Genomic DNA, 18,449 nt, shown 5'->3' with positions numbered 1-18,449 from the left:
GGGTCAGAGGTTCCCCCGCCTCGCCTGTTCCCGTTCGATCGCCTCGAAGAGCGCCTTGAAGTTGCCCTTCCCGAAGCCGAGCGAACCATGCCGCTCGATGAGCTCGAAGAAGACGGTCGGCCGGTCCTGGACCGGCTTGGTGAAGATCTGCAGGAGGTAGCCGTCCTCGTCCCGGTCCGCCAGGATCCGCAGCTCCCGCAGCGTGGAGACGGGCACACGGGTGTCACCCACCCACTCACCGAGGGTGTCGTAGTAGGCGTCGGGCGTCTCCAGGAACTGCACGCCCATCGCCCGCATCTCCCTGACGGCCGTCACGATGTCGGAGGTCGCCAGGGCGACGTGCTGGACGCCGGGCCCGCCGTAGAACTCCAGGTACTCCTCGATCTGGGACTTGCGCCGGCTCAGGGCGGGCTCGTTGAGAGGGAACTTCACCCGGTGGTCGCCGCTGGCCACGACCTTGGACATCAGCGCCGAGTACTCGGTGGCGATGTCGTCGCCGACGAACTCCTTCATGTTGGTGAAGCCCATGACGCGGCGGTAGAAGTCCACCCACTCGTCCATCCGGCCGAGCTCGACGTTGCCCACGCAGTGGTCGATCGCCTGGAAGTAGTGCTTCGTATGATCGGTCAGCCCCTGGAACAGCGGTCCTGACACGACGAACCCGGGGAGGAAGGGACCCTCGTAGCGGGACCGGTCGACCAGGGTGTGGCGAGTGTCGCCGTAGGCCGCCAGAGCGGCCAGCCGGACGACGCCGTGGTCGTCGGAGAGCTCGTAGGGCTCCTCCAGGATCCGCGCGCCCTGGCTCCGGGCGTGCTCGACGGCGGCGTCCACGTCGGAGACCTCCAGCGCCAGGTCGCTGACGCCGTCTCCGTGCGCCGCGACCGAGGCTCCCACCTCGGTGCCCGCGTGGACCTCTCCGGTGATGCGGAACCGGGCCCTGCCCGAGGCCAGGACGTATTCGGCGTAGTCGCGGCAGCCCGTCTCCGGGCCCCGGTAGGCGACACAGCTCATGCCGAAGGCGGTGGAGTAGTAGTGGGCGGTCTGCCGCGCGTTGCCGACGAGGAACCGTACGTGGTCCAGGCCCCTGACCGGGAAGGGGTCCGCGGAGAAGTCGTGGGGAACGGCTCCGATGAGGACGTCCTCGTCAGCAGAGCGGCTCAGCTGGGTCATGGTGCGCCTCCCTCTCCGTACCGGATGCGGCCCACCTTGACCCCTGTCTACCCAGGATGACAAGCTGTCTGACATCAGCTGTGCAGAATGGAAAGCAAAATAGGGTTCAGGTGGTCGTCAAGTGTCCAATATGCCCAACCTGCCCGTCACTCTCGACCAACTCGACATCCGGCTCCTGCGCGCGCTGAGCGACCACCCCCGCGCCGGCTTCCTGGAGCTGTCCCGGATCACCGGCACCTCCCGGGTGACGGTCCAGGCCCGGCTGGAACGGCTGGAGGAGGCGGGCGTGATCCGCGGCCACGCCCCGCAGATCGACCTCCCGAAGGCCGGTTATCCGGTCCTGGCGTTCGTGACCCTGCAGATCTCCCAGGGCGCTTTGGCCGAGGTCGCCGACCGCCTGCGCGCCCTGCCCGCCGTCCTGGAGGCCCACGCCACCACCGGCCAGGACGACCTGCACTGCCGACTGGCGGCGCCCTCCCACGAGGGGCTGCAGAAGGCTCTGCTGGACCTCAACCGCATCCCCGCCGTGGTGCGGACCACCAGCGTCATCGCGCTGTCGGAGGTGGTCGCACCCCGCGTCCTGCCCCTGCTGGAATCGGTGGAGCGCCCCCAGCCGTCCCGCGCCCCCTCCTACCGCAGCGAGATCAGGCCGTGACGAGCGTCGCCGCCTGCACCCGGCTTCCACAGCGCCGTCGGGGCTCCTTACCGACGACCACGGCATATTCCATACTTCACCAGTATGAGATACCAGTGAGATCGAACCTGACCTGGGGCTCTGGCGATTCACGTAACGTCTCGGTAGTCTTCAATGTCACGCTCCATTTACAACTGCCGGGTAAGGTTGCCTCGCGGGTAACGATCATGTAGGAAAGCAACGCATTCCCCCGATCAGGCAGGTCTCGTGTGAACGCTTCAGCGAGTCTTCCGGACCATCCGGAGGGCCATCCCTCTCCGCTCGACGGCGGGCCCACCGTGCTGCGCATGATGCTCGGCGCCCAGTTGCGGAGACTGCGCGAGGAGAAGGGCATCTCCGCGGAGAAGGCCGGCTACACCATCCGCGCCTCCCACTCCAAAATCTCCCGTATGGAGCTCGGCAGGGTGGGGTTCAAGGAGCGCGACGTCGCCGACCTCCTCACCCTCTACGGCGTGATCGACGAGGCCGAGCGCGCGCCGATCCTGGACCTGGTGGGCAAGGCCAACGAGCCCGGCTGGTGGTACAACTACAGCGACCTGCTGCCCGGCTGGTTCGAGGTCTACATGGGCCTCGAGGGCGCGGCCTCCATCATCCGCACCTACGAGCTGCAGTTCATCCCCGGGTTGCTGCAGACCGAGGACTACGCGCGGGCGCTCATCCCGCTGGGCTTCCCCGAGATCTCCGGCGAGGAGCTCGAGCGGCGCGTCCAGCTGCGGATGCGCCGGCAGCGCAGGCTCCTCGCGGGCGACCTGCGCGTGTGGGCGGTCGTGGACGAGAACGCGCTGCGCCGCCCCATCGGCGGCAAGTCCGTCATGCGGACACAGGTCGAGCACCTCATCGACCTCAGCGGACGCCGCAACGTCACCATCCAGGTGCTGCCCTTCAACGCGGGCGGGCACGCGGCGGTCTCCGGCGCCTTCAGCCTCCTGCGCTTCCCCGAGGAGACGCTGCCCGACATCGTCTACCTCGAGCAGCTCACCAGCGCCCTGTACCTGGACAAGCCGGCCGACATCGACCGCTACCTCCAGGTGATGAACCGGCTCGCCCTGGAGGCCGCCCAGCCGGGCGACTCCCGCGAGATGCTCTCCCGGGTGCTGGGCCGCTCCGGCTGAGCCTCCCCTCAGGCGGGAGACGGCTCCCCGACCACCATGACCGGGCAGGGGGCGTCCCTGATCAGGTCCCGGGTGGTCGCGCCCAGCGCGCGCAGTCGCCAGCCGGGCCGCTCGTGCCGTCCCAGCACCAGCAGCCCGGCCTCTGCCGACGCCTCCAGCAGCACGTCGTGGGCGAACCCCTGCGCGACGACCAGCGCCGCGTCCGGCCGGCCGGACAGCCAGGGCTCCAGCTCGCGGGACAGGTGCTCGCGCACCCCCTCCAGGAGCGGAGCGGTGTCCAGAGGCGGGACCCAGGCGGGGGCGCCGAAGCCCTCCACCGGAGGCTGGAACCAGGCGTGGACGAGACGGGGGGCCAGGCCGCGCAGCCGGGCCTCCCGGCAGCCGGCCCCCAGCACCGCGGCGGACGGCTCGGCGCTCACCCCCACCACGACCGGCGCGTCGTGCAGCGCGGAGGCGTCCGTCTTGACCAGCACCGCCGGGACGGGGCAGCAGCCCGCCACTGCCAGCGCGACGGAACCGGCCATCAGGCTGGCCACCGAACCGTGCCCGTGCGTGCCCAGCACCACCAGATCCGCTCCTGCGGCCCGCTCCAGCAGCACCCGGCCCGGATGTCCCGGGAGGACCTCGGTGACGAGATCGGCCGGTTCCGCGGCTCTGCGGGCCAGCGCGGCGGCGTCCTCCATCAGCTCGTACCCGTCGGCCGGGCCGGCCGCGTGCAGCAGCCTCAGCCGTGCCGCGCGCCGTCCGGCCTGCACCGCCGCCCATTCCAGCGCGGCGTTTCCGGGTTCCGACCCGTCCACGCCGACCAGGATCTCCTCCATCAGCGCCTCCGTCTCCCCGCTCTCCTACCCAGCGGGGAGACCGACGACGATCGGGGCGGGCCGCCGGTTCAGGAGGAGGCGGCCGCCTCGGCGATGACCGCGTCGACCTCCTCGCGGCGCGCGGTCTCCTCGGCCGCGAACCGCTCGGCGTCGAGCTTGTCGGCGAGCTCCTCGTCCTGGGCCATGAGCGCCTCCAGGTCGGCCTTGGACATGTCCAGGACGCCCATGTCGGCATAGGCCTTCTGGACGCGTTCGCCCCACAGCCCGATGTCCTTCACGCACGGGACGATCCGGCTGAACAGGAGGCTCTGGAAGATCTTCATGTACTCCGACTCCGTCGCCAGGCGGCCTGCCTCGGCCTTGGGGATGCCGAAGTTCTCCCAGACCTCCAGTGCCTGGAAGCGGTCGCGCATGAGGTAGCAGCCCTCGATGACGAACTCCTCCCGTTCCCGGCGCTCGGCGTCGGTGAGCTGGCGGTAGTAGTCGCGCAGCGCGAGCCGTCCGAAGGCCACGTGGCGGGCCTCGTCCTGCATGACGTAGGTGAGCATCTGCTTGGGCAGCTCGACCGTGGTCATGTCCCGCACCAGGCCGAACGCCGCCAGTGCCAGGCCCTCGATGAGCACCTGCATGCCCAGGTAGGGCATGTCCCAGCGGCTGTCGGTGAGGGTGTCGTTGAGCAGCGTCTGGAGGTGGTCGTTGATCGGGTAGACCAGTTCGAGCTTCTCGTGGAGGAACTTGCCGAACAGCTCGACGTGGCGGGCCTCGTCCATGGTCTGGGTGGCGGAGTAGAACTTGGAGTCGAGGTCGGGGACGGTCTCCACGATCCGCGCACCGGTGATCATCGCGCCCTGCTCGCCGTGCAGGAACTGGGAGAATTGCCAGGAGGTGAGGTGCAGGCGCAGCTGTCCCCTCTCCTTCTCGTTCATCTTCTCCCAATAAGGCGTGCCGTAGATGGCATTGGCCTGGTCGGGAAGGCCGAGGGGGTTGTCCCGGTCGACGTCAAGGCTCCAGTCGATGCGCTTGACGGCGTCCCACTGCTTGTCCTTGCCCTTCTGGTACAGGTTGAGGAGCTTGTCGCGACCTTCGTCGTATTCCCAGGTGAACCTGGTGTCGCCGGCCAGCGGCACATTCCAGTTCTCCCGGGAAACAGGGGTGGTGTAAAGCTCGTGGGTCGACACGCTGTACTCCCGTCTGTGACGTACAACGTACGTAGAACGTACGATGTACGTAAAGTCGCACAGGGTTTGAAAGGTGTCAACGGTTGCTCACCAGGAAGCGGATCGTCGACGCCGCCATCGCACTGGTCGAACGGCATGGTGAAGCCGCGCTGTCCATGCGGGCGGTCGCCGCGGAGCTCGACGTCGCCGTCATGTCGCTCTACAACCACGTCCCCAACAAGGCGGCCCTGCTGGACGGCATCGCCTACCGGGTGATGTCAGGGCTGGAGCTGGACGACGACCCCGGTGTCGACTGGAAGACCCAGGCGCGCACCCTCATCCGGGCCTTCCGCCGGGTGGCGCGCGAGTATCCGGCCTGCATGAACCTCATCGTCACCCACAGCGTGGAACTGCCGTTCGGCATCAAGCCGGTCGAGCGGGCCCTGGCCATCACGGACACCGCCGGCTTCGACGGGCCCACCTCGGTCAAGGTCATGCGCGCGATCATCGCCTACGCGCTGGGCGCCCAGCTGCGCGAGACCGACATGGTGAAGATGCTGGACTACCTGCCGCCGGACCCCGCGGCGGCGTTCGCCGAACTCGACCCGGTGAAGTTCCCCCATGTGACGGCGCTGGCCAAGGAGCTCACCGCGCACGACCCGGAGTCGGACTTCGAGTTCGGGCTCGAGCTGTTCATCAGCGCGATCGACGCGCTGCCCCGCTGAACGTCCGGCGCGGACGGGCCGGGGAACGGCCCCGGCGCAGGCCTCCACTCCTCCGACTGGAGCGGTCCACGACCGGTCCGTCCGCGCCGCGGGGAAAATCAGCCGGAATGCTTGGCGCTGGCGGCTCCGCGCAGGCTCACAGTTCCCGGCCGGTGGATCAGGATCTTCTTCATGGGGGTCCCTCCTGGAGAATGACAACCCGGACGGGAGCTAACAATTCCATGCTTTACACCCGAAGTGCGACTTCTGTTTCAAAAGGTGAGACAAATGACACTTGACCCCGACCGCCGATACTGCTGTTCGCCCATCGCGATCTCCATTGAAACGACCATTTGTCCAGTATAAGGATATATGTCATGAAAGTTCTAATTCTGGGAGGCACCCAGTTCGTCGGGGCGGCAACGACGCAAGAGGCGCTCGCCCGGGGGTGGCAGGTCACCGTGTTCAACCGGGGCACCCGGCCCGCCCCCGCCGGAGCCACCGCGCTGGCAGGCGACCGGCTCGGCGATCTGAGCGCGCTCACCACCGGCACCTGGGACCTGGTCGTCGACACCTGGAAGGGCGCGCCCCGCGCCGTCCGGGAGAGCGCACGGCTGCTGGCCGGCCGGGCCGGCCACTACACATACGTCTCGTCCAGATCCGTTTACGCCCAGCCCGCGCCCTCTGGAGGCGACGAGAGCGGGCCCCTCGTCGAGGGCGCCTCACCCGACGCCGGCGACGTCCCCTACCCGCAAGCCAAACTCGGCGGAGAACTGGCCGTGGCCGAATCCTTCGGAGATCGTGCCCTGTTCGCCCGCGCCGGGCTCATCCTCGGCCCGTACGAGAACGTCGGTCGGCTCCCCTGGTGGCTCGACCGGATCTCCCGGGGCGGCGCCGTCCCCGCGCCGGGGCCCGCCGACCTGCCCCTGCAGTACCTGGACTGCCGGGACCTGGCCCGCTTCCTGCTGGACAACCCCGCCACCGGCGGCGCCTTCGACCTGATCAGCCCGCCCGGCCACACCACGACGCGGGAACTGCTGGAGGCCTGCGCCAAGGCCACCGGCTCCTCACCGGACCTCCGCTGGCTCTCCCCCGAGCAGGTCGAGGCCGCGGGCGTGGAGCCGTGGTCGGACCTTCCGATCTGGCTCCCGCCGGGCGAACTCCACGACACCATGCACCAGGGGAACCCCGCCAAGGCGCTGGCCCACGGCCTGACCTGCCGCCCCGTCGCCGAGACCGCCTCCGACACCTGGGCCTGGATGCACTCGTCCGGCTGGACGGCGCCCGACGTCGTCTTCGGCCGTCGGGTAGGGCTGGCACCCGCCCAGGAGAAGGTCCTGCTGGCTCAGCTCGGCGGAGCCTGAACCGGCCCCACGTACACCCAGTCGCCACCGTGCCGGACGAACCTGCTGTTCTCCTCCAGTTGCCCCCTGCGTCCCCGCTCGACGTAATGGGCCCGGAACCTGACGGTGCCCTCGGTGTCGAACGGCCCGCCTTTGGCGGTCTCCAGCACCTCCAGCCCCGTCCACCTGGTCCGCCGGTCGGCCCCCGCGTCGACGGGCCGGGTGACGGGGTGCCACGTCCGCAGCAAATAGTCCGAGTCGCCCACGTTGAACGCGCTGTACCGCGAGCGCATCAGCGCCTCGGCCGTGGGCGCGCAGCCCTCCCCTTTGTGGAACCGGCCGCAACACCGCTCGTAGGGCTCGGAAAGCCCGCACGGACACTTCGAAGACATTCCTTCATTCTCCCTCTTACTCCCCGTGCCGTTCACCAGCGCGTCGCCATGCCGGTGCCGGCGTTGCTCGGGCTACGCGCTGCGGCCCGGTTTCGCCCCTGCGGCGCTCCTGCTGTTCCTGGCCGGGACGGGCATCGTCCACCACCTCGGCCAGGACCGCCATCTGCTCCAGGTCGCGCCCGAGCACCTGCGTTCGCGGGCCCTGGCCCTGCGGACCACAGGGCTGATGTTCTTCCAGGGCCTGGGCTTCGCCGCCGCGGGGGCTGCGGGCGAGTTCTTCCGGATCTCCATCGTCGTGCCCGCCGCCGCGCTGCTGGGGCTCGCGGCGGTGGCCGTGCTGCGCCCTTCCCGTCAGGGCCCGGTCTCGGCCGCCTCGACCTTGTAGCCGGGGATGGACGGCCAGCGGACGGTGAGGACGACCGACTCCTCCTCGGCGTACCAGGAGTGGTCGACGCCCCGGCCCCAGACGACGTAGTCGCCCTGCTTGCTCAGCACCACGTCGCGGCCGGGGAACTCCATGCGGAAGCGGCCGCTGATCAGGACCAGGAGGGCGGTGCGGTGTTCGCCGTGCACCCACGCGGCGCGCGTGTCGCCGGGCGGGTGCACGCCCCACTTGATCTCCACGTCGGTGCTGTGCCGAGCGTCGCCCTCGGGCATGAAGTGCCCGAGGAGCCAGCCGCGCTCCTCGGGCGCGTCGATGTTGGCGTTGCCCACGTAGATGTCGTCTGTCACGGCCAGCGAGACTAACCGAGATCGCCGGTGGATCGTTCAGCGCGCGTAAGCGCGCGTTCAGCCACCGGAAGTACGCCGCCAGACGGACGTCCGTCAGTGGATCGTTCAGCGCGCGTAAGCGCGCGTTCAGCCACCGGAAGTACGCCGCCAGGCGAACGTCCGTCAGTGGATGAGGGCGTGGTTCTCGGCGTCGGTGCGGCGGAGGCGGGTGGCGATGGCGTTGGCGATGGACCAGCGCAGGGAGTCGGCCAGGCGGGGGGAGTCGCGTTCCAGGCGGGCCAGGGACTGGGTGGTGAGGACCAGGCAGGAGGTGGGGCACTCGGCGACGATGCGGTGGGTGTGCTCGGCGTCGTCGATCAGGGCGAGGCGTCCCACGGCGGTGCCGGGGCCCATGGACGTCTCCCGGAAGGGGCGCGGCGGGTTTCCGATCGTGATCTGGCGGGCCAGGCCGCCGGAGATGATGAAGCACAGCGCGGCGACGTCCTCCATGAGGCGCTCGCCGGTGGCGTACTCGCGCGGCTCCAGGTAGGCCTCCAGGGCGGTGACCAGGAACGGGTCGAGGCTGCGCAGCAGGTCCTGTTCGGCCAGGGGCACCGTCATGCGGGAGGCGCCGGCGGACTCCAGCAGGGCGTCCTCGCACCATTCCAGGGCGGCGTCCCTGGTCTCGGAGATGACCGCCGACGGGATGGTGACGCCCTTCTCGGTGTCGACGACGACCGTGGTGATGCCGCGTTCCTTCAGCTTGGCGGCCAGCCCTTCCAGCAGTGCCTCGGCGACGGACGCGACCCTGCCCGCGCGCTTGAGGTCCAGGACGACCCAGCGGACGGAGTCGGTGTCCTCGCTGATGGTGCGCACGATCGCCTCGGCGCTGCTGAAGGCGAGGTCGCCGCGGAGCACGTAGACGCGGATGGCACCGCCAAGGCGGGTCAGGGCGGTGCGTTCGTCGTGGGCGCGCACGCGGGAGGAGTGCGCGGTGTCGCCGCGCAGGGTGCGGTGGAAGACCGGGCCGGAGCGCTCGGCGGGGCGCATCAGGTGCAGCCCGAACCGCTCGGACAGCTCCTCGCAGGCGGCGACGCCGCGCACGCTGTTACCTCGCGAGTCCAGGCGCGGGCTGAAGAAGCCGAGTCCGAGCTGGGAGGGCAGCGCGGCGATGAGGCCGCCGGACACGCCGCTCTTGGCGGGCAGCCCCGCGCGGACCAGCCACTCCCCCGCGTAGTCGTAGGTGCCGCAGGTCGCCATGACGGTCAGCGCCTTGGCCGCGGCCTCCACCGACACGACGGTCTCGCCGGTCAGCGGGTTGATGCCGCCTCCGGCCAGGGTCGCGGTCATGACGGCCAGGTCGCGGGTGGTCACCAGCGCGGCGCACTGCTCGAAGTACAGCTCCAGGGATTCCTCGACGTCGCACGTGAGGGTGCCGGCGCCGTGCATGAGGTAGGCCAGGGCCCGGTTGCGGTCGCCGGTGGCGGCCTCCGATTCCATCACCTTGCGGTCGACGGCCAGTTCCCGTCCGGCGAAGGCCGACAGGCCGGAGAGGATGCGCGTCCTGCGCTCCTCGAAGGTGTCGCCGCCGACGAGAGTGGAGGTGACGATGGCACCGGAGTTGACCATGGGGTTGTAGGGGCGGCCGGTGGACGGCTCGAGCCGGACGGCGTTGAAGGCGTCGCCGGTGGGTTCGACGCCGACCTGCTTGAGCACGTCGGGCAGGCCGAGGTCCTGCAGGGCCAGGGCGTAGACGAACGGCTTGGACACCGACTGGATGGTGAACGGCACTTGGCTGTCCCCGGCCTCGTAGAGAGTGCCGTCGAGGGTCGCGATGGCGAGGCCGAACCATTCGGGGTCGGCTTTGCCCAGTTCCGGGATGTAGGTGGCGACCTCACCGGCGCGCAGTTCGATGAGGCGGGCGTGCAGGTCGTCCAGCAGATCCTGAATCGGACTGACAAAAGGTGCGTTCACCCCGTTAGGGTAACCAAGCAGGTTACCGAGTGAGATCACCGGAATAGGTCAGGCCCTGTCCGTCGCTCCACAGGTACCTCAGAACGTCGCCCGACGGCGTGAGCGTGATCGTCCCGCCGCTGCATCCGGTGGCCGCCAGATGCTGGAACAGGATCGAGCCGCCCTCCTCGCGCAGGTACCGCATCGGCTGCACGCAGCCCCCGCCGTCCCGCCAGGTCGCCTCGGCCGTGCCCGCCGCGAGCGTGAGGGTGATCTCCGTCGGGTTGGGATCGGCCGGGGCGTTGGAGCGGGCGGTGCCGCTCCAGGACCCCGCGTATGCCGAAGGCACTCCGGCCGAGAGCGCCGTACCCGTCGAGGAAGGCCGAGGGGTCGCGGCGGAGCCTTTCTCGTCCGGCTTGTCACCGCCCCGAGGCCACAGCAGGAAGGCGGCGACCAGCAGCACGGCCAGCACACCGGCCCCTCCGGCCGTCCAGGCCGTACGAGACGGCCGCCGAACACGCGGCCCGCGCTCGGGCACGGGGACCGTCGGCTCCCTCAGCCGTCCTGCGGTCTGCGGTGAGACCAGCCCGACCAGGACGTCGTGCGCGTCGGGCCGGGCCGCCGGGTCCTTGGCCAGGCAGGCGCGGACCAGGGGCAGCAGTTCGGGGGGAACCGCGCTCAGGTCCGGCTCGTGGGTGAGGATGCGCTGGTAGATGAGCGCGACGCTCTCGGCCCCGAACGGGTGGGCTCCGGTGGCGGCGTAGACGATGGTCGCGGCCCAGGAGAACAGGTCGGACGCCGCCGTGACGCTCTCGCCGCGCAGCAGTTCCGGGGCGAGGTAGCCGGGCGTTCCCACGGAGGACGTCACCGAACTCCCGGCGTCCACCGGGCGGGCGATGCCGAAGTCCACGACGCGGGGGCCGTCCGGGCCCAGCAGCACGTTGGCGGGCTTGAAGTCGCGGTGCACCACCCCGGCGTCGTGGATGGCGGCCAGCGCCGAGGCCGTCCCGATCGCCAGGCGGACCAGCTCTCCCCCGCGCAGCGCCCCCTGCGCCTGCACCCGCTCCTGCAGGGACGGCCCGTCGACGTACTCGCTGACGATGTGGCCTTCCTCGTAGGAGATCAGCCGCGCCGTGCAGAACGGGTTGACGCGCTTGAGGACCTCGAACTCGCGGGCCAACCTCCGCTGGGTGGCCGGATCGGTGTGCCCTTTGAGTACTTTGACGGCGACCTTGCCCCCGTCGGGGCCGACGCCGAGATAGACCGTGCCCTGGCCGCCTTCGCCGAGCCGGCGGACCAGGTCGTACTCGCTGAGCCGGCGGGGGTCGCCTGGCCCCAGAGGAGCGGACATGCCTCAAGATAACCCGCGAAGCTCTCCTTCGGAGAGGAATATCTGGATCACCCGGCGCCGGCCAGCAGCGCCGCCTCGGCCATCCGGCGCAGCAGCCGCGCCATGGCCTCGCGGTCGAGCTCCCCGGCACTGTGCGGGGTGGAGTTGAGCAGGCCGAACACCGCGTGGACGGCGGCCCTGGCCTCCTCCCGCGGCCGCGGCCGCTGCTCGCACAGCACCCGCACCCATTCCTCGACGTAGGCGCGCTGGAGGCGGCGGATCTCGCGGCGCGGGGCCTCTGGGACGTTCTCCAGCTCGCGTTCGTGCACGGTGATGAGCGCGGGGTTGTCGAGCGCGAAGGAGATGTGCCAGTCAAGGAGCGCGCCCAGCGGGTCGGCGGCGACGGCCGCGCGCCGGAACCCCTCGTCGTGCAGCCGGGCGCTGATGTCCAGCAGGACCTCGGCCAGCAGTGCCTCCTTGCCGGCGAAGTGCCGGTAGAGCGCGGGCCCGGTGAGCCCGACGGACGCGCCGAGTTCGCCGATGGACACCCCGTGGTAGCCGCGCCTGGCGAACAGCCCGGCCGCCGCGGCGAGGATCTGGGTCCGCCTCGCCCGGGTATCGATCTCCATGCCCCCAGTGTAGACGACGGTGTTAATGATGATTAACATCTGTTGTTAGCGTTCATTAACATGACTGCCGCCTCCGGGCGGACCACCACCGGATCGACCGAGGAGGGGCATTGGGAGCACTGCCGAGCCGCGCCGACGTCGCGAGCGAGCCCTACAAGAGCAATGCCGCGGCGAACGCCGAACTCGTCGCGCGGCTGCGGGAACGGCTCGCGACGGCGGCTTTGGGCGGCCCCGCCCGAGCCCGCGAACGGCACGTGTCGCGGGGCAAGCTCCTGCCCCGCGAGCGGGTCGACCGGCTGCTGGATCCGGGGTCGCCCTTCCTGGAGCTGTCGCCGCTGGCCGCCTACGGGCTGTACGGGGACGCCGCCCCCGGCGCCGGGATGATCACGGGGGTGGGCCGGGTCTCGGGCCGCGAGTGCGTGATCATCGCCAACGACGCGACGGTCAAGGGCGGGACCTACTTCCCCATGACCGTGAAGAAGCACCTGCGGGCCCAGGAGGTGGCGCTGCACAACCGGCTGCCGTCCATCGCCCTCGTCGACTCCGGCGGCGCGTTCCTGCCGATGCAGGACGACGTCTTCCCCGACCGGGAGCACTTCGGCCGGATCTTCTACAACCAGGCCAATCTCTCGGCCCTCGGCGTGGCACAGTTGGCCGCCGTCATGGGCTCGTGCACCGCGGGCGGGGCGTACGTGCCGGCGATGAGCGACGAGAACGTCATCGTCCGGAACCAGGGGACGATCTTCCTGGGCGGCCCGCCGCTGGTGAAGGCCGCGACCGGCGAGGTCGTGACGGCCGAGGAACTCGGCGGAGGCGAGGTTCACTCCCGGATCTCCGGCGTCACCGACCACCTGGCCGAGGACGACGCCGACGCCCTGCGCATCCTGCGCGAGATCGTCGCGACGCTCGGGCCGCGCGCCCCCCGGCCGTGGGACGTGAGCACGCCCGTCGAACCGCTCTACGACCCGTCCGAGCTGTACGGGATCGTCCCGCCGGACCCGCGGACTCCCTACGACGTGCGCGAGGTCATCGCCCGCGTCGTCGACGGCAGTGAGTTCACCGAGTTCAAGAAGGAGTACGGGCCGACACTCGTCACCGGATTCGCCCATATTCAGGGCCACCCGGTCGGCATCCTCGCCAACAACGGCATCCTGTTCGCCGAGTCGGCGATGAAGGGCGCGCATTTCATCGAACTGTGCGACCGCCGTTCGATCCCGCTGGTCTTCCTGCAGAACATCTCCGGCTTCATGGTCGGCCGCGACTATGAGCACGGCGGCATCGCCAAGCACGGGGCCAAGATGGTCACCGCCGTCTCCTGCGCCCGGGTGCCGAAGTTCACCGTGGTCATCGGCGGCTCCTACGGCGCGGGCAACTACGCCATGTGCGGCCGCGCCTATTCGCCCCGGTTCCTGTGGATGTGGCCGAACGCCCGGATCTCGGTGATGGGCGGCGAGCAGGCCGCCTCCGTACTCACCACCGTCGGCGACGCGGACGCGGACGCGATCCGGGAGCAGTACGAGACACAGGGGAACCCGTACTACTCCACCGCGCGGCTGTGGGACGACGGCGTGATCGACCCGGCGGACACCCGCCGGGTCCTCGGCCTCGCCCTGTCCGCCGCCGCCAACGCCCCTCTCGCCGACGTCGGCTACGGCGTCTTCCGGATGTGAGGTCCATGTTCACCGCAGTCCTCATCGCCAACCGCGGCGAGGTCGCCGTCCGCGTCCAGCGCACCCTGCGCGGGCTCGGCGTCCGCTCCGTCGCCGTGTACGCGCCCGACGACGCCGGTTCCGTCCACGTCCGCCAGGCCGACGAGGCCGTGCCGGTCCCGTCCTATCTGGACGGCGCAGCGATCATCGAGGCGGCACTGGCCACCGGGGCGCAGGCCGTGCACCCCGGTTACGGGTTCCTCGCCGAGAACGCCGCGTTCGCCCGCGCCTGCGCCGAGGCGGGGCTGGTGTTCGTCGGCCCTCCGCCCTCGGCCATCGACGCCATGGGCGACAAGATCGAGGCGAAGCTGACCGTCGCCGCCGCCGGGGTGCCCGTCGTTCCCGGCCGCGACGAGCGGGGGCTGAGCGACGAGGTGCTCGCCGAAGCCGCCCTGGAGATCGGGCTGCCGGTGCTGATCAAGCCGTCCGCCGGCGGCGGGGGCAAGGGCATGCGCCTGGTGCGCTCCGCCGAGGAGCTGGCCGGGGCGATCTCCTCGGCCCGGCGCGAGGCGCGCGGCGCGTTCGGCGACGACACCCTGCTGGTCGAGCGGTTCATCGACGGACCCCGCCACATCGAGGTGCAGGTCTTCGCCGACGGCCACGGCAACGTCGTGCACCTGGGCGAGCGGGAGTGCAGCCTCCAGCGCCGCCACCAGAAGATCGTGGAGGAGGCGCCCTCTCCCCTGCTCGACGCCGGGCAGAGGGCGGAGATCGGCGCGCACGCGGTGAACGCGGCCCGCTCCATCGGCTACGTCGGTGCGGGCACCGTGGAGTTCATCGTCGCGGGCGAGCGGCCCGACGAGCGCTACTTCATGGAGATGAACACCCGGCTCCAGGTCGAGCACCCGGTGACCGAGCTGGTGACCGGACTGGACCTGGTCGAGCTCCAGCTGCGGGTGGCGTCCGGCGAGCCGCTGCCGTTCACTCAGGACGACGTCGCCCTCGACGGCCACGCGATCGAGGCCCGTGTCTACGCCGAGGACCCCGCCCGGAACTTCCTGCCGACCGGCGGGCGGATCCTCGTGCTCGCCGAGCCCGCCGGGGCGCGGGTGGACTCCGGCGTGGACGCGGGCGACGAGATCGGCAGCCGGTACGACCCGATGATCGCCAAGGTGATCGTGCACGGCAAGGACCGGGCCGAGGCGCTGCGGGCGATGGACCGGGCCCTGGCCGGTTACACGCTGCTGGGCGTGCACACCAACGTCGGGTTCCTGCGGGGGCTGCTGGCGCGGCCCGAGGTCGTCTCCGGCGAGTTGGACACCGGTCTGGTCGAGCGGGTGCTCCCCGAGCTGACCGCCGGGGCCTCCGTCCCGGACTGGGTCCTGGCCGCCGCCGCGCTGGAGCGCATGTGCGCGGTCGCGCCGTCCGGGACCGATCCTTGGGACGCCATGGACGGCTGGCGGCTCGGAGAGGCCGCGTGGACCCCGCATACGCTGGTCGTGGACGGGGGCGAACCGGTCGAGGTGCGGACCCGGGGCGAGGAGGTCGCCGTCGGCGACGGCGCTCCCCGGCGGGCCGTCCTTTCTTCGAACGCCCTGCTGCTCGACGGGCGCCGCCACCCCCACCACCGGGCCACCGCCCCCGACAGCGCCGTCTGGATCGGCGCGGACGGACGCGCGTGGTCCGTCCGGGAGCAGGAGCGGCTGCTGGGCGGCGGGACGTCCGCCGCGGCCGGAGGCGTCCTGCGCAGCCCGATGCCCGGCACCGTCCTGGCCGTCAAGGTGGCCGAGGGCGACCCGGTGGCCGAAGGCCAGCCGGTCGTGATCGTCGAGGCGATGAAGATGGAGCACACCGTCGTCGCGGCCGTCGCCGGGACCGTCGCCCGGCTGCCGGTCCGCGCCGGGGCGCAGGTGGCGCTCGACGCCGTCCTGGCCGAGATCACGCCCCAGGAGGAGGTGCGATGAACCTGCCCGAACAGGTGACCATCTACGAGGTCGGCGCCCGCGACGGCCTGCAGAACGAGAAGACCGCGGTTCCCGTGGAGGTGAAGGCCGAGTTCATCGGCAGGCTCGCCGACGCGGGGCTGACCACCATCGAGGCGACCAGCTTCGTCCACCCGAAGTGGGTGCCGCAGCTGGCCGACGCGGACGAGCTGATGGCGGGGCTGGAGCGCAGGCCCGGCGTGAACTACCCGGTGCTGGTGCCCAACGAGCGCGGCATGGGCCGCGCCCTGGCCGCCGGGGTCGAGGAGATCGCGATCTTCGCCAGCGCCACCGAGGCGTTCGCCCGCAAGAACCTCAACCGCTCCATGGACGAGCAGTACGCCATGTTCGAGCCGGTCGTCTCCCGGGCGCTGGCCGAGGGCCTGCGGGTGCGGGCGTACCTGTCGATGGCCTTCGGCGACCCCTGGGAGGGCGACGTCCCGATCCCGCAGGTCGTCGCGGCAGGGAAGCGCCTGCTGGAGATGGGCTGCTACCAGCTCAGCCTCGGCGACACCATAGGCGTCGGCACCGCCGGGCACGTCCAGGAGCTCATCTCGGCGTTCGGCGGCCCGGAGCGGCTCGCCGTGCACTTCCACGACACCTACGGGCAGGCGCTGGCCAACACCCTGGCCGCGCTGCAGGCGGGTGTCACCACCGTGGACGCCTCGACCGGCGGGCTCGGCGGCTGCCCGTACGCCAAGAGCGCCACCGGCAACCTGGCCACCGAAGACCTGGTGTGGATGCTCGACGGCCTCGGCGTCCGCCACGGGGTGTCCCTGGACGCCCTCGTCGAGACCAGCCTCTGGATGGCCTCCCGACTCGGCCGCCCCTCCCCTTCCCGCGTCGTCACCGCAAGGAGCAACTCATGATCGACTTCACCCTCACCGAGGAGCAGACGGCGCTGAAGGAGAGCGTCGCGGCTTTCGCCCGCGAGGCCGTCGCGCCGGTGATCGGCGGCCACTACGAGCGGGGCGAGTTCCCCTACGAACTCGTCGCCGGCATGGGCAAGATGGGCCTGTTCGGGCTGCCGTTCTCCGAGGAGCACGGCGGCATGGGCGGCGACTACTTCACGCTCTGCCTGGCGCTGGAGGAACTGGCCCGGGTGGACTCCTCGGTCGCCATCACCCTGGAGGCCGGGGTCTCCCTGGGCGCGATGCCGATCTACCGGTTCGGCACCGAGGAGCAGAAGCGCCGCTATCTGCCGAAGCTGGTGACCGGCGAGCGGCTGGCCGCGTTCGGCCTGACCGAGCCGGGCGGCGGCTCGGACGTGCCGGGCGGCATGCGCACCACGGCCCGGCTCGAGGACGGCCAGTGGGTGATCAACGGCTCGAAGTGCTTCATCACCAACTCCGGCACCGACATCAGCGAGTTCGTCACGGTCACCGCGCTGACCGGCGAGAACGAGATCTCCACGATCATCGTCCCGCACGGCACGCCCGGCTTCACCGTGGGGCCGGAGTACTCCAAGGTCGGCTGGCTGGCCTCCGACACCCACGAGCTGTTCTTCGACGACGTGCGGGTCCCGGAGGAGAACCTGGTGGGTCCGCGCGGCCGGGGCTACGCCCAGTTCCTGCGCATTCTGGACGAGGGCCGCATCGCGATCGCGGCCCTGTCGGTCGGGCTGGCGCAGGGCTGCGTCGACGAGTGCCTGCGCTACGTCAAGGAGCGCAAGGCGTTCGGCCGGGCGATCGGCGAGTACCAGGCCATCCAGTTCAAGATCGCCGACATGGAGCGGAGGGTCTGGACCGCCCGCGTCGCCTACTACGCGGCGGCGGCCAAGATGCTGCGCGGCGAGCCGTTCAAGAAGGAGGCGGCGATCGCCAAGCTGACCGCCTCCGACGCGGCCATGGACAACAGCCGGGACGCCACGCAGATCTTCGGCGGCTACGGCTTCATGAACGAGTTCCCGGTCGGCCGCTTCTACCGGGACGCCAAGATCCTGGAGATCGGCGAGGGCACCTCCGAGGTCCAGCGCATGATCATCTCCCGTCAGCTGGGGCTCTCGTGATCACCCTGAACCGGCACGGGCACGTCGCCGAGATCGTCCTGGACCGGCCGAAGGCGCACAACGTGCTGTCCACCGGGATGGCCGTGCAGCTGGCCGCGACGTGCGCGGAGGTCGCCGGCTCCGACGCCCGCGCCGTCGTCCTGTCGTCCTCCGCCGAGAGGTCCTTCTGCGTGGGCGCGGACCTGAAGGAACGCGCGTCGATGACCGATGACGACCTGATGCGCCAGCGCCCGGTCTTCCGTTCGGCCTTCGGTTCCGTCCTGAATCTGCCGCAGCCCGTCGTCGCCGCCGTCCACGGGTTCGCACTCGGCGGCGGCACCGAGTTCGCCCTGTCCTGCGACCTCGTCGTCGCCGACCCCACCGCCGTCTTCGGGCTGCCCGAGGTCGGCGTCGGACTGGTCCCGGGCGGCGGCGGCACCCAGCTGCTCCAGCGCAGGGTAGGCGCGGCCAGGGCCGCCGACCTCATCTTCACCGGCCGCAAGGTCGGGTTCGACGAGGCGGTCTCCCTGGGACTGGTGGACCGTCCCGCGCCCGAGGGCCGGGACCGCGAGACGGCCCTGGAGCTGGCGGCCGTCATCGCCGCCAATTCCCCGGTCGCGACCCGCGCCGCCAAGCGGGCCCTGCGCCACGGCGCTCCGCTGGACCTGGGCGCGGCCCTGGACGTCGAGGACTCCGCCTGGCGCACCACCGCCCTGTCGGGGGACCGGCGCGAGGGCATCGCGGCGTTCAACGAGAAGCGGCGCCCGGACTGGCCGGGCGTCTGAACCTCCGGAGGGCGCCGGGCCGCCCGCTGT

18 protein-coding genes are annotated in these 18,449 nt (G+C 70.9%); 10 read left to right on the top strand and 8 right to left on the bottom strand.

What is annotated here, in order from left to right; translation table 11 throughout:
* Nucleotides 1-3 precede the first annotated feature (3 nt).
* Nucleotides 4-1,170, bottom strand: a complete 1,167-nt coding sequence (gene hppD, locus ABGB12_RS10975; protein ID WP_347676612.1) for a 4-hydroxyphenylpyruvate dioxygenase — start codon at nt 1,168-1,170, stop codon at nt 4-6.
* A gap of 130 nt (nt 1,171-1,300) precedes the next feature.
* Between hppD and ABGB12_RS10970 the strand changes: the two genes are divergently transcribed.
* Entirely contained in the window at nt 1,301-1,825 is a 525-nt protein-coding gene (locus ABGB12_RS10970) for an Lrp/AsnC family transcriptional regulator (RefSeq protein WP_347676610.1), read from the top strand.
* Nucleotides 1,826-2,151: 326 nt separating this feature from the next.
* Nucleotides 2,152-2,976: a helix-turn-helix transcriptional regulator gene (locus ABGB12_RS10965; protein ID WP_347677705.1), complete on the top strand. Its 825-nt coding sequence runs from the start codon at nt 2,152-2,154 to the stop codon at nt 2,974-2,976.
* An 8-nt stretch (nt 2,977-2,984) separates the two neighbouring features.
* Here the strand turns inward: ABGB12_RS10965 and ABGB12_RS10960 are convergent, their stop codons facing one another.
* Nucleotides 2,985-3,797, bottom strand: a complete 813-nt coding sequence (locus ABGB12_RS10960; protein ID WP_347676608.1) for a universal stress protein — start codon at nt 3,795-3,797, stop codon at nt 2,985-2,987.
* Between the two features lie 68 nt (nt 3,798-3,865).
* Nucleotides 3,866-4,975 (bottom strand): ferritin-like domain-containing protein, encoded by a 1,110-nt coding sequence (locus tag ABGB12_RS10955; RefSeq protein WP_347676606.1) that lies wholly within the window; start codon nt 4,973-4,975, stop codon nt 3,866-3,868.
* A gap of 83 nt (nt 4,976-5,058) precedes the next feature.
* On the opposite strand from ABGB12_RS10955, the gene ABGB12_RS10950 reads away from it, so the two are divergent.
* Nucleotides 5,059-5,679: a TetR/AcrR family transcriptional regulator C-terminal domain-containing protein gene (locus ABGB12_RS10950; protein WP_347676604.1), complete on the top strand. Its 621-nt coding sequence runs from the start codon at nt 5,059-5,061 to the stop codon at nt 5,677-5,679.
* Nucleotides 5,680-6,035: 356 nt separating this feature from the next.
* Nucleotides 6,036-7,022: a reductase gene (locus ABGB12_RS10945; protein ID WP_347676602.1), complete on the top strand. Its 987-nt coding sequence runs from the start codon at nt 6,036-6,038 to the stop codon at nt 7,020-7,022.
* On the opposite strand, the gene ABGB12_RS10940 is transcribed toward ABGB12_RS10945, so the two are convergent.
* Complete coding sequence (locus tag ABGB12_RS10940; protein ID WP_347676600.1) at nt 7,004-7,393, bottom strand: YchJ family metal-binding protein; 390 nt, start codon at nt 7,391-7,393, stop codon at nt 7,004-7,006. The genes ABGB12_RS10945 and ABGB12_RS10940 overlap by 19 nt on opposite strands.
* Nucleotides 7,394-7,418: 25 nt before the next feature.
* Between ABGB12_RS10940 and ABGB12_RS10935 the strand changes: the two genes are divergently transcribed.
* Nucleotides 7,419-7,778: a hypothetical protein gene (locus ABGB12_RS10935; protein ID WP_347676598.1), complete on the top strand. Its 360-nt coding sequence runs from the start codon at nt 7,419-7,421 to the stop codon at nt 7,776-7,778.
* On the opposite strand, the gene ABGB12_RS10930 is transcribed toward ABGB12_RS10935, so the two are convergent.
* The 4 genes from ABGB12_RS10930 to ABGB12_RS10915 all read right to left on the bottom strand — a co-directional run bounded on the left by ABGB12_RS10930 (nt 7,745) and on the right by ABGB12_RS10915 (nt 12,016).
* Nucleotides 7,745-8,125: a signal peptidase I gene (locus ABGB12_RS10930; RefSeq protein ID WP_347676596.1), complete on the bottom strand. Its 381-nt coding sequence runs from the start codon at nt 8,123-8,125 to the stop codon at nt 7,745-7,747. The two genes, ABGB12_RS10935 and ABGB12_RS10930, sit on opposite strands and share 34 nt — an antisense overlap.
* 162 nt (nt 8,126-8,287) lie before the next feature.
* Entirely contained in the window at nt 8,288-10,078 is a 1,791-nt protein-coding gene (gene glsA, locus ABGB12_RS10925) for a glutaminase A (RefSeq protein ID WP_347676594.1), read from the bottom strand.
* Nucleotides 10,079-10,100: 22 nt separating this feature from the next.
* Nucleotides 10,101-11,408 carry a serine/threonine-protein kinase gene (locus tag ABGB12_RS10920; protein WP_347676592.1) on the bottom strand — a complete coding sequence of 436 codons (1,308 nt, stop codon included), beginning with the start codon at nt 11,406-11,408 and terminating at the stop codon, nt 10,101-10,103.
* 47 nt (nt 11,409-11,455) lie between these two features.
* The gene (locus ABGB12_RS10915; RefSeq protein ID WP_347676590.1) at nt 11,456-12,016 is read right to left on the bottom strand and encodes a TetR/AcrR family transcriptional regulator; all 561 of its coding nucleotides are present in this window, start codon (nt 12,014-12,016) and stop codon (nt 11,456-11,458) included.
* 110 nt (nt 12,017-12,126) lie between these two features.
* Here ABGB12_RS10915 and ABGB12_RS10910 point away from each other — a divergent pair, with 110 nt between their 5' ends.
* The 5 genes from ABGB12_RS10910 to ABGB12_RS10890 are packed head-to-tail and all read left to right on the top strand — an operon-like array spanning nt 12,127 to nt 18,419.
* Nucleotides 12,127-13,686 carry a carboxyl transferase domain-containing protein gene (locus ABGB12_RS10910; protein ID WP_347676588.1) on the top strand — a complete coding sequence of 520 codons (1,560 nt, stop codon included), beginning with the start codon at nt 12,127-12,129 and terminating at the stop codon, nt 13,684-13,686.
* Between the two features lie 5 nt (nt 13,687-13,691).
* Nucleotides 13,692-15,629 carry a biotin carboxylase N-terminal domain-containing protein gene (locus ABGB12_RS10905; protein WP_347676586.1) on the top strand — a complete coding sequence of 646 codons (1,938 nt, stop codon included), beginning with the start codon at nt 13,692-13,694 and terminating at the stop codon, nt 15,627-15,629.
* Nucleotides 15,626-16,516: a hydroxymethylglutaryl-CoA lyase gene (locus ABGB12_RS10900; protein WP_347676584.1), complete on the top strand. Its 891-nt coding sequence runs from the start codon at nt 15,626-15,628 to the stop codon at nt 16,514-16,516. Before ABGB12_RS10905 ends, ABGB12_RS10900 begins: the two co-directional genes overlap by 4 nt.
* The gene (locus ABGB12_RS10895; protein WP_347676582.1) at nt 16,513-17,655 is read left to right on the top strand and encodes an acyl-CoA dehydrogenase family protein; all 1,143 of its coding nucleotides are present in this window, start codon (nt 16,513-16,515) and stop codon (nt 17,653-17,655) included. The genes ABGB12_RS10900 and ABGB12_RS10895 overlap by 4 nt, the downstream gene beginning before the upstream one ends.
* The gene (locus tag ABGB12_RS10890) at nt 17,652-18,419 is read left to right on the top strand and encodes an enoyl-CoA hydratase-related protein (RefSeq protein WP_347676580.1); all 768 of its coding nucleotides are present in this window, start codon (nt 17,652-17,654) and stop codon (nt 18,417-18,419) included. Before ABGB12_RS10895 ends, ABGB12_RS10890 begins: the two co-directional genes overlap by 4 nt.
* The last annotated feature ends 30 nt before the right edge of the window (nt 18,420-18,449 follow it).

Origin of the sequence: Actinocorallia sp. B10E7, from assembly GCF_039871655.1 — a bacterium.
Lineage (GTDB): Bacteria > Actinomycetota > Actinomycetes > Streptosporangiales > Streptosporangiaceae > Actinocorallia.
The sequence above is the reverse complement of the archived record's forward strand: the minus strand, read 5'-3'. Positions and strand labels throughout refer to the sequence as shown.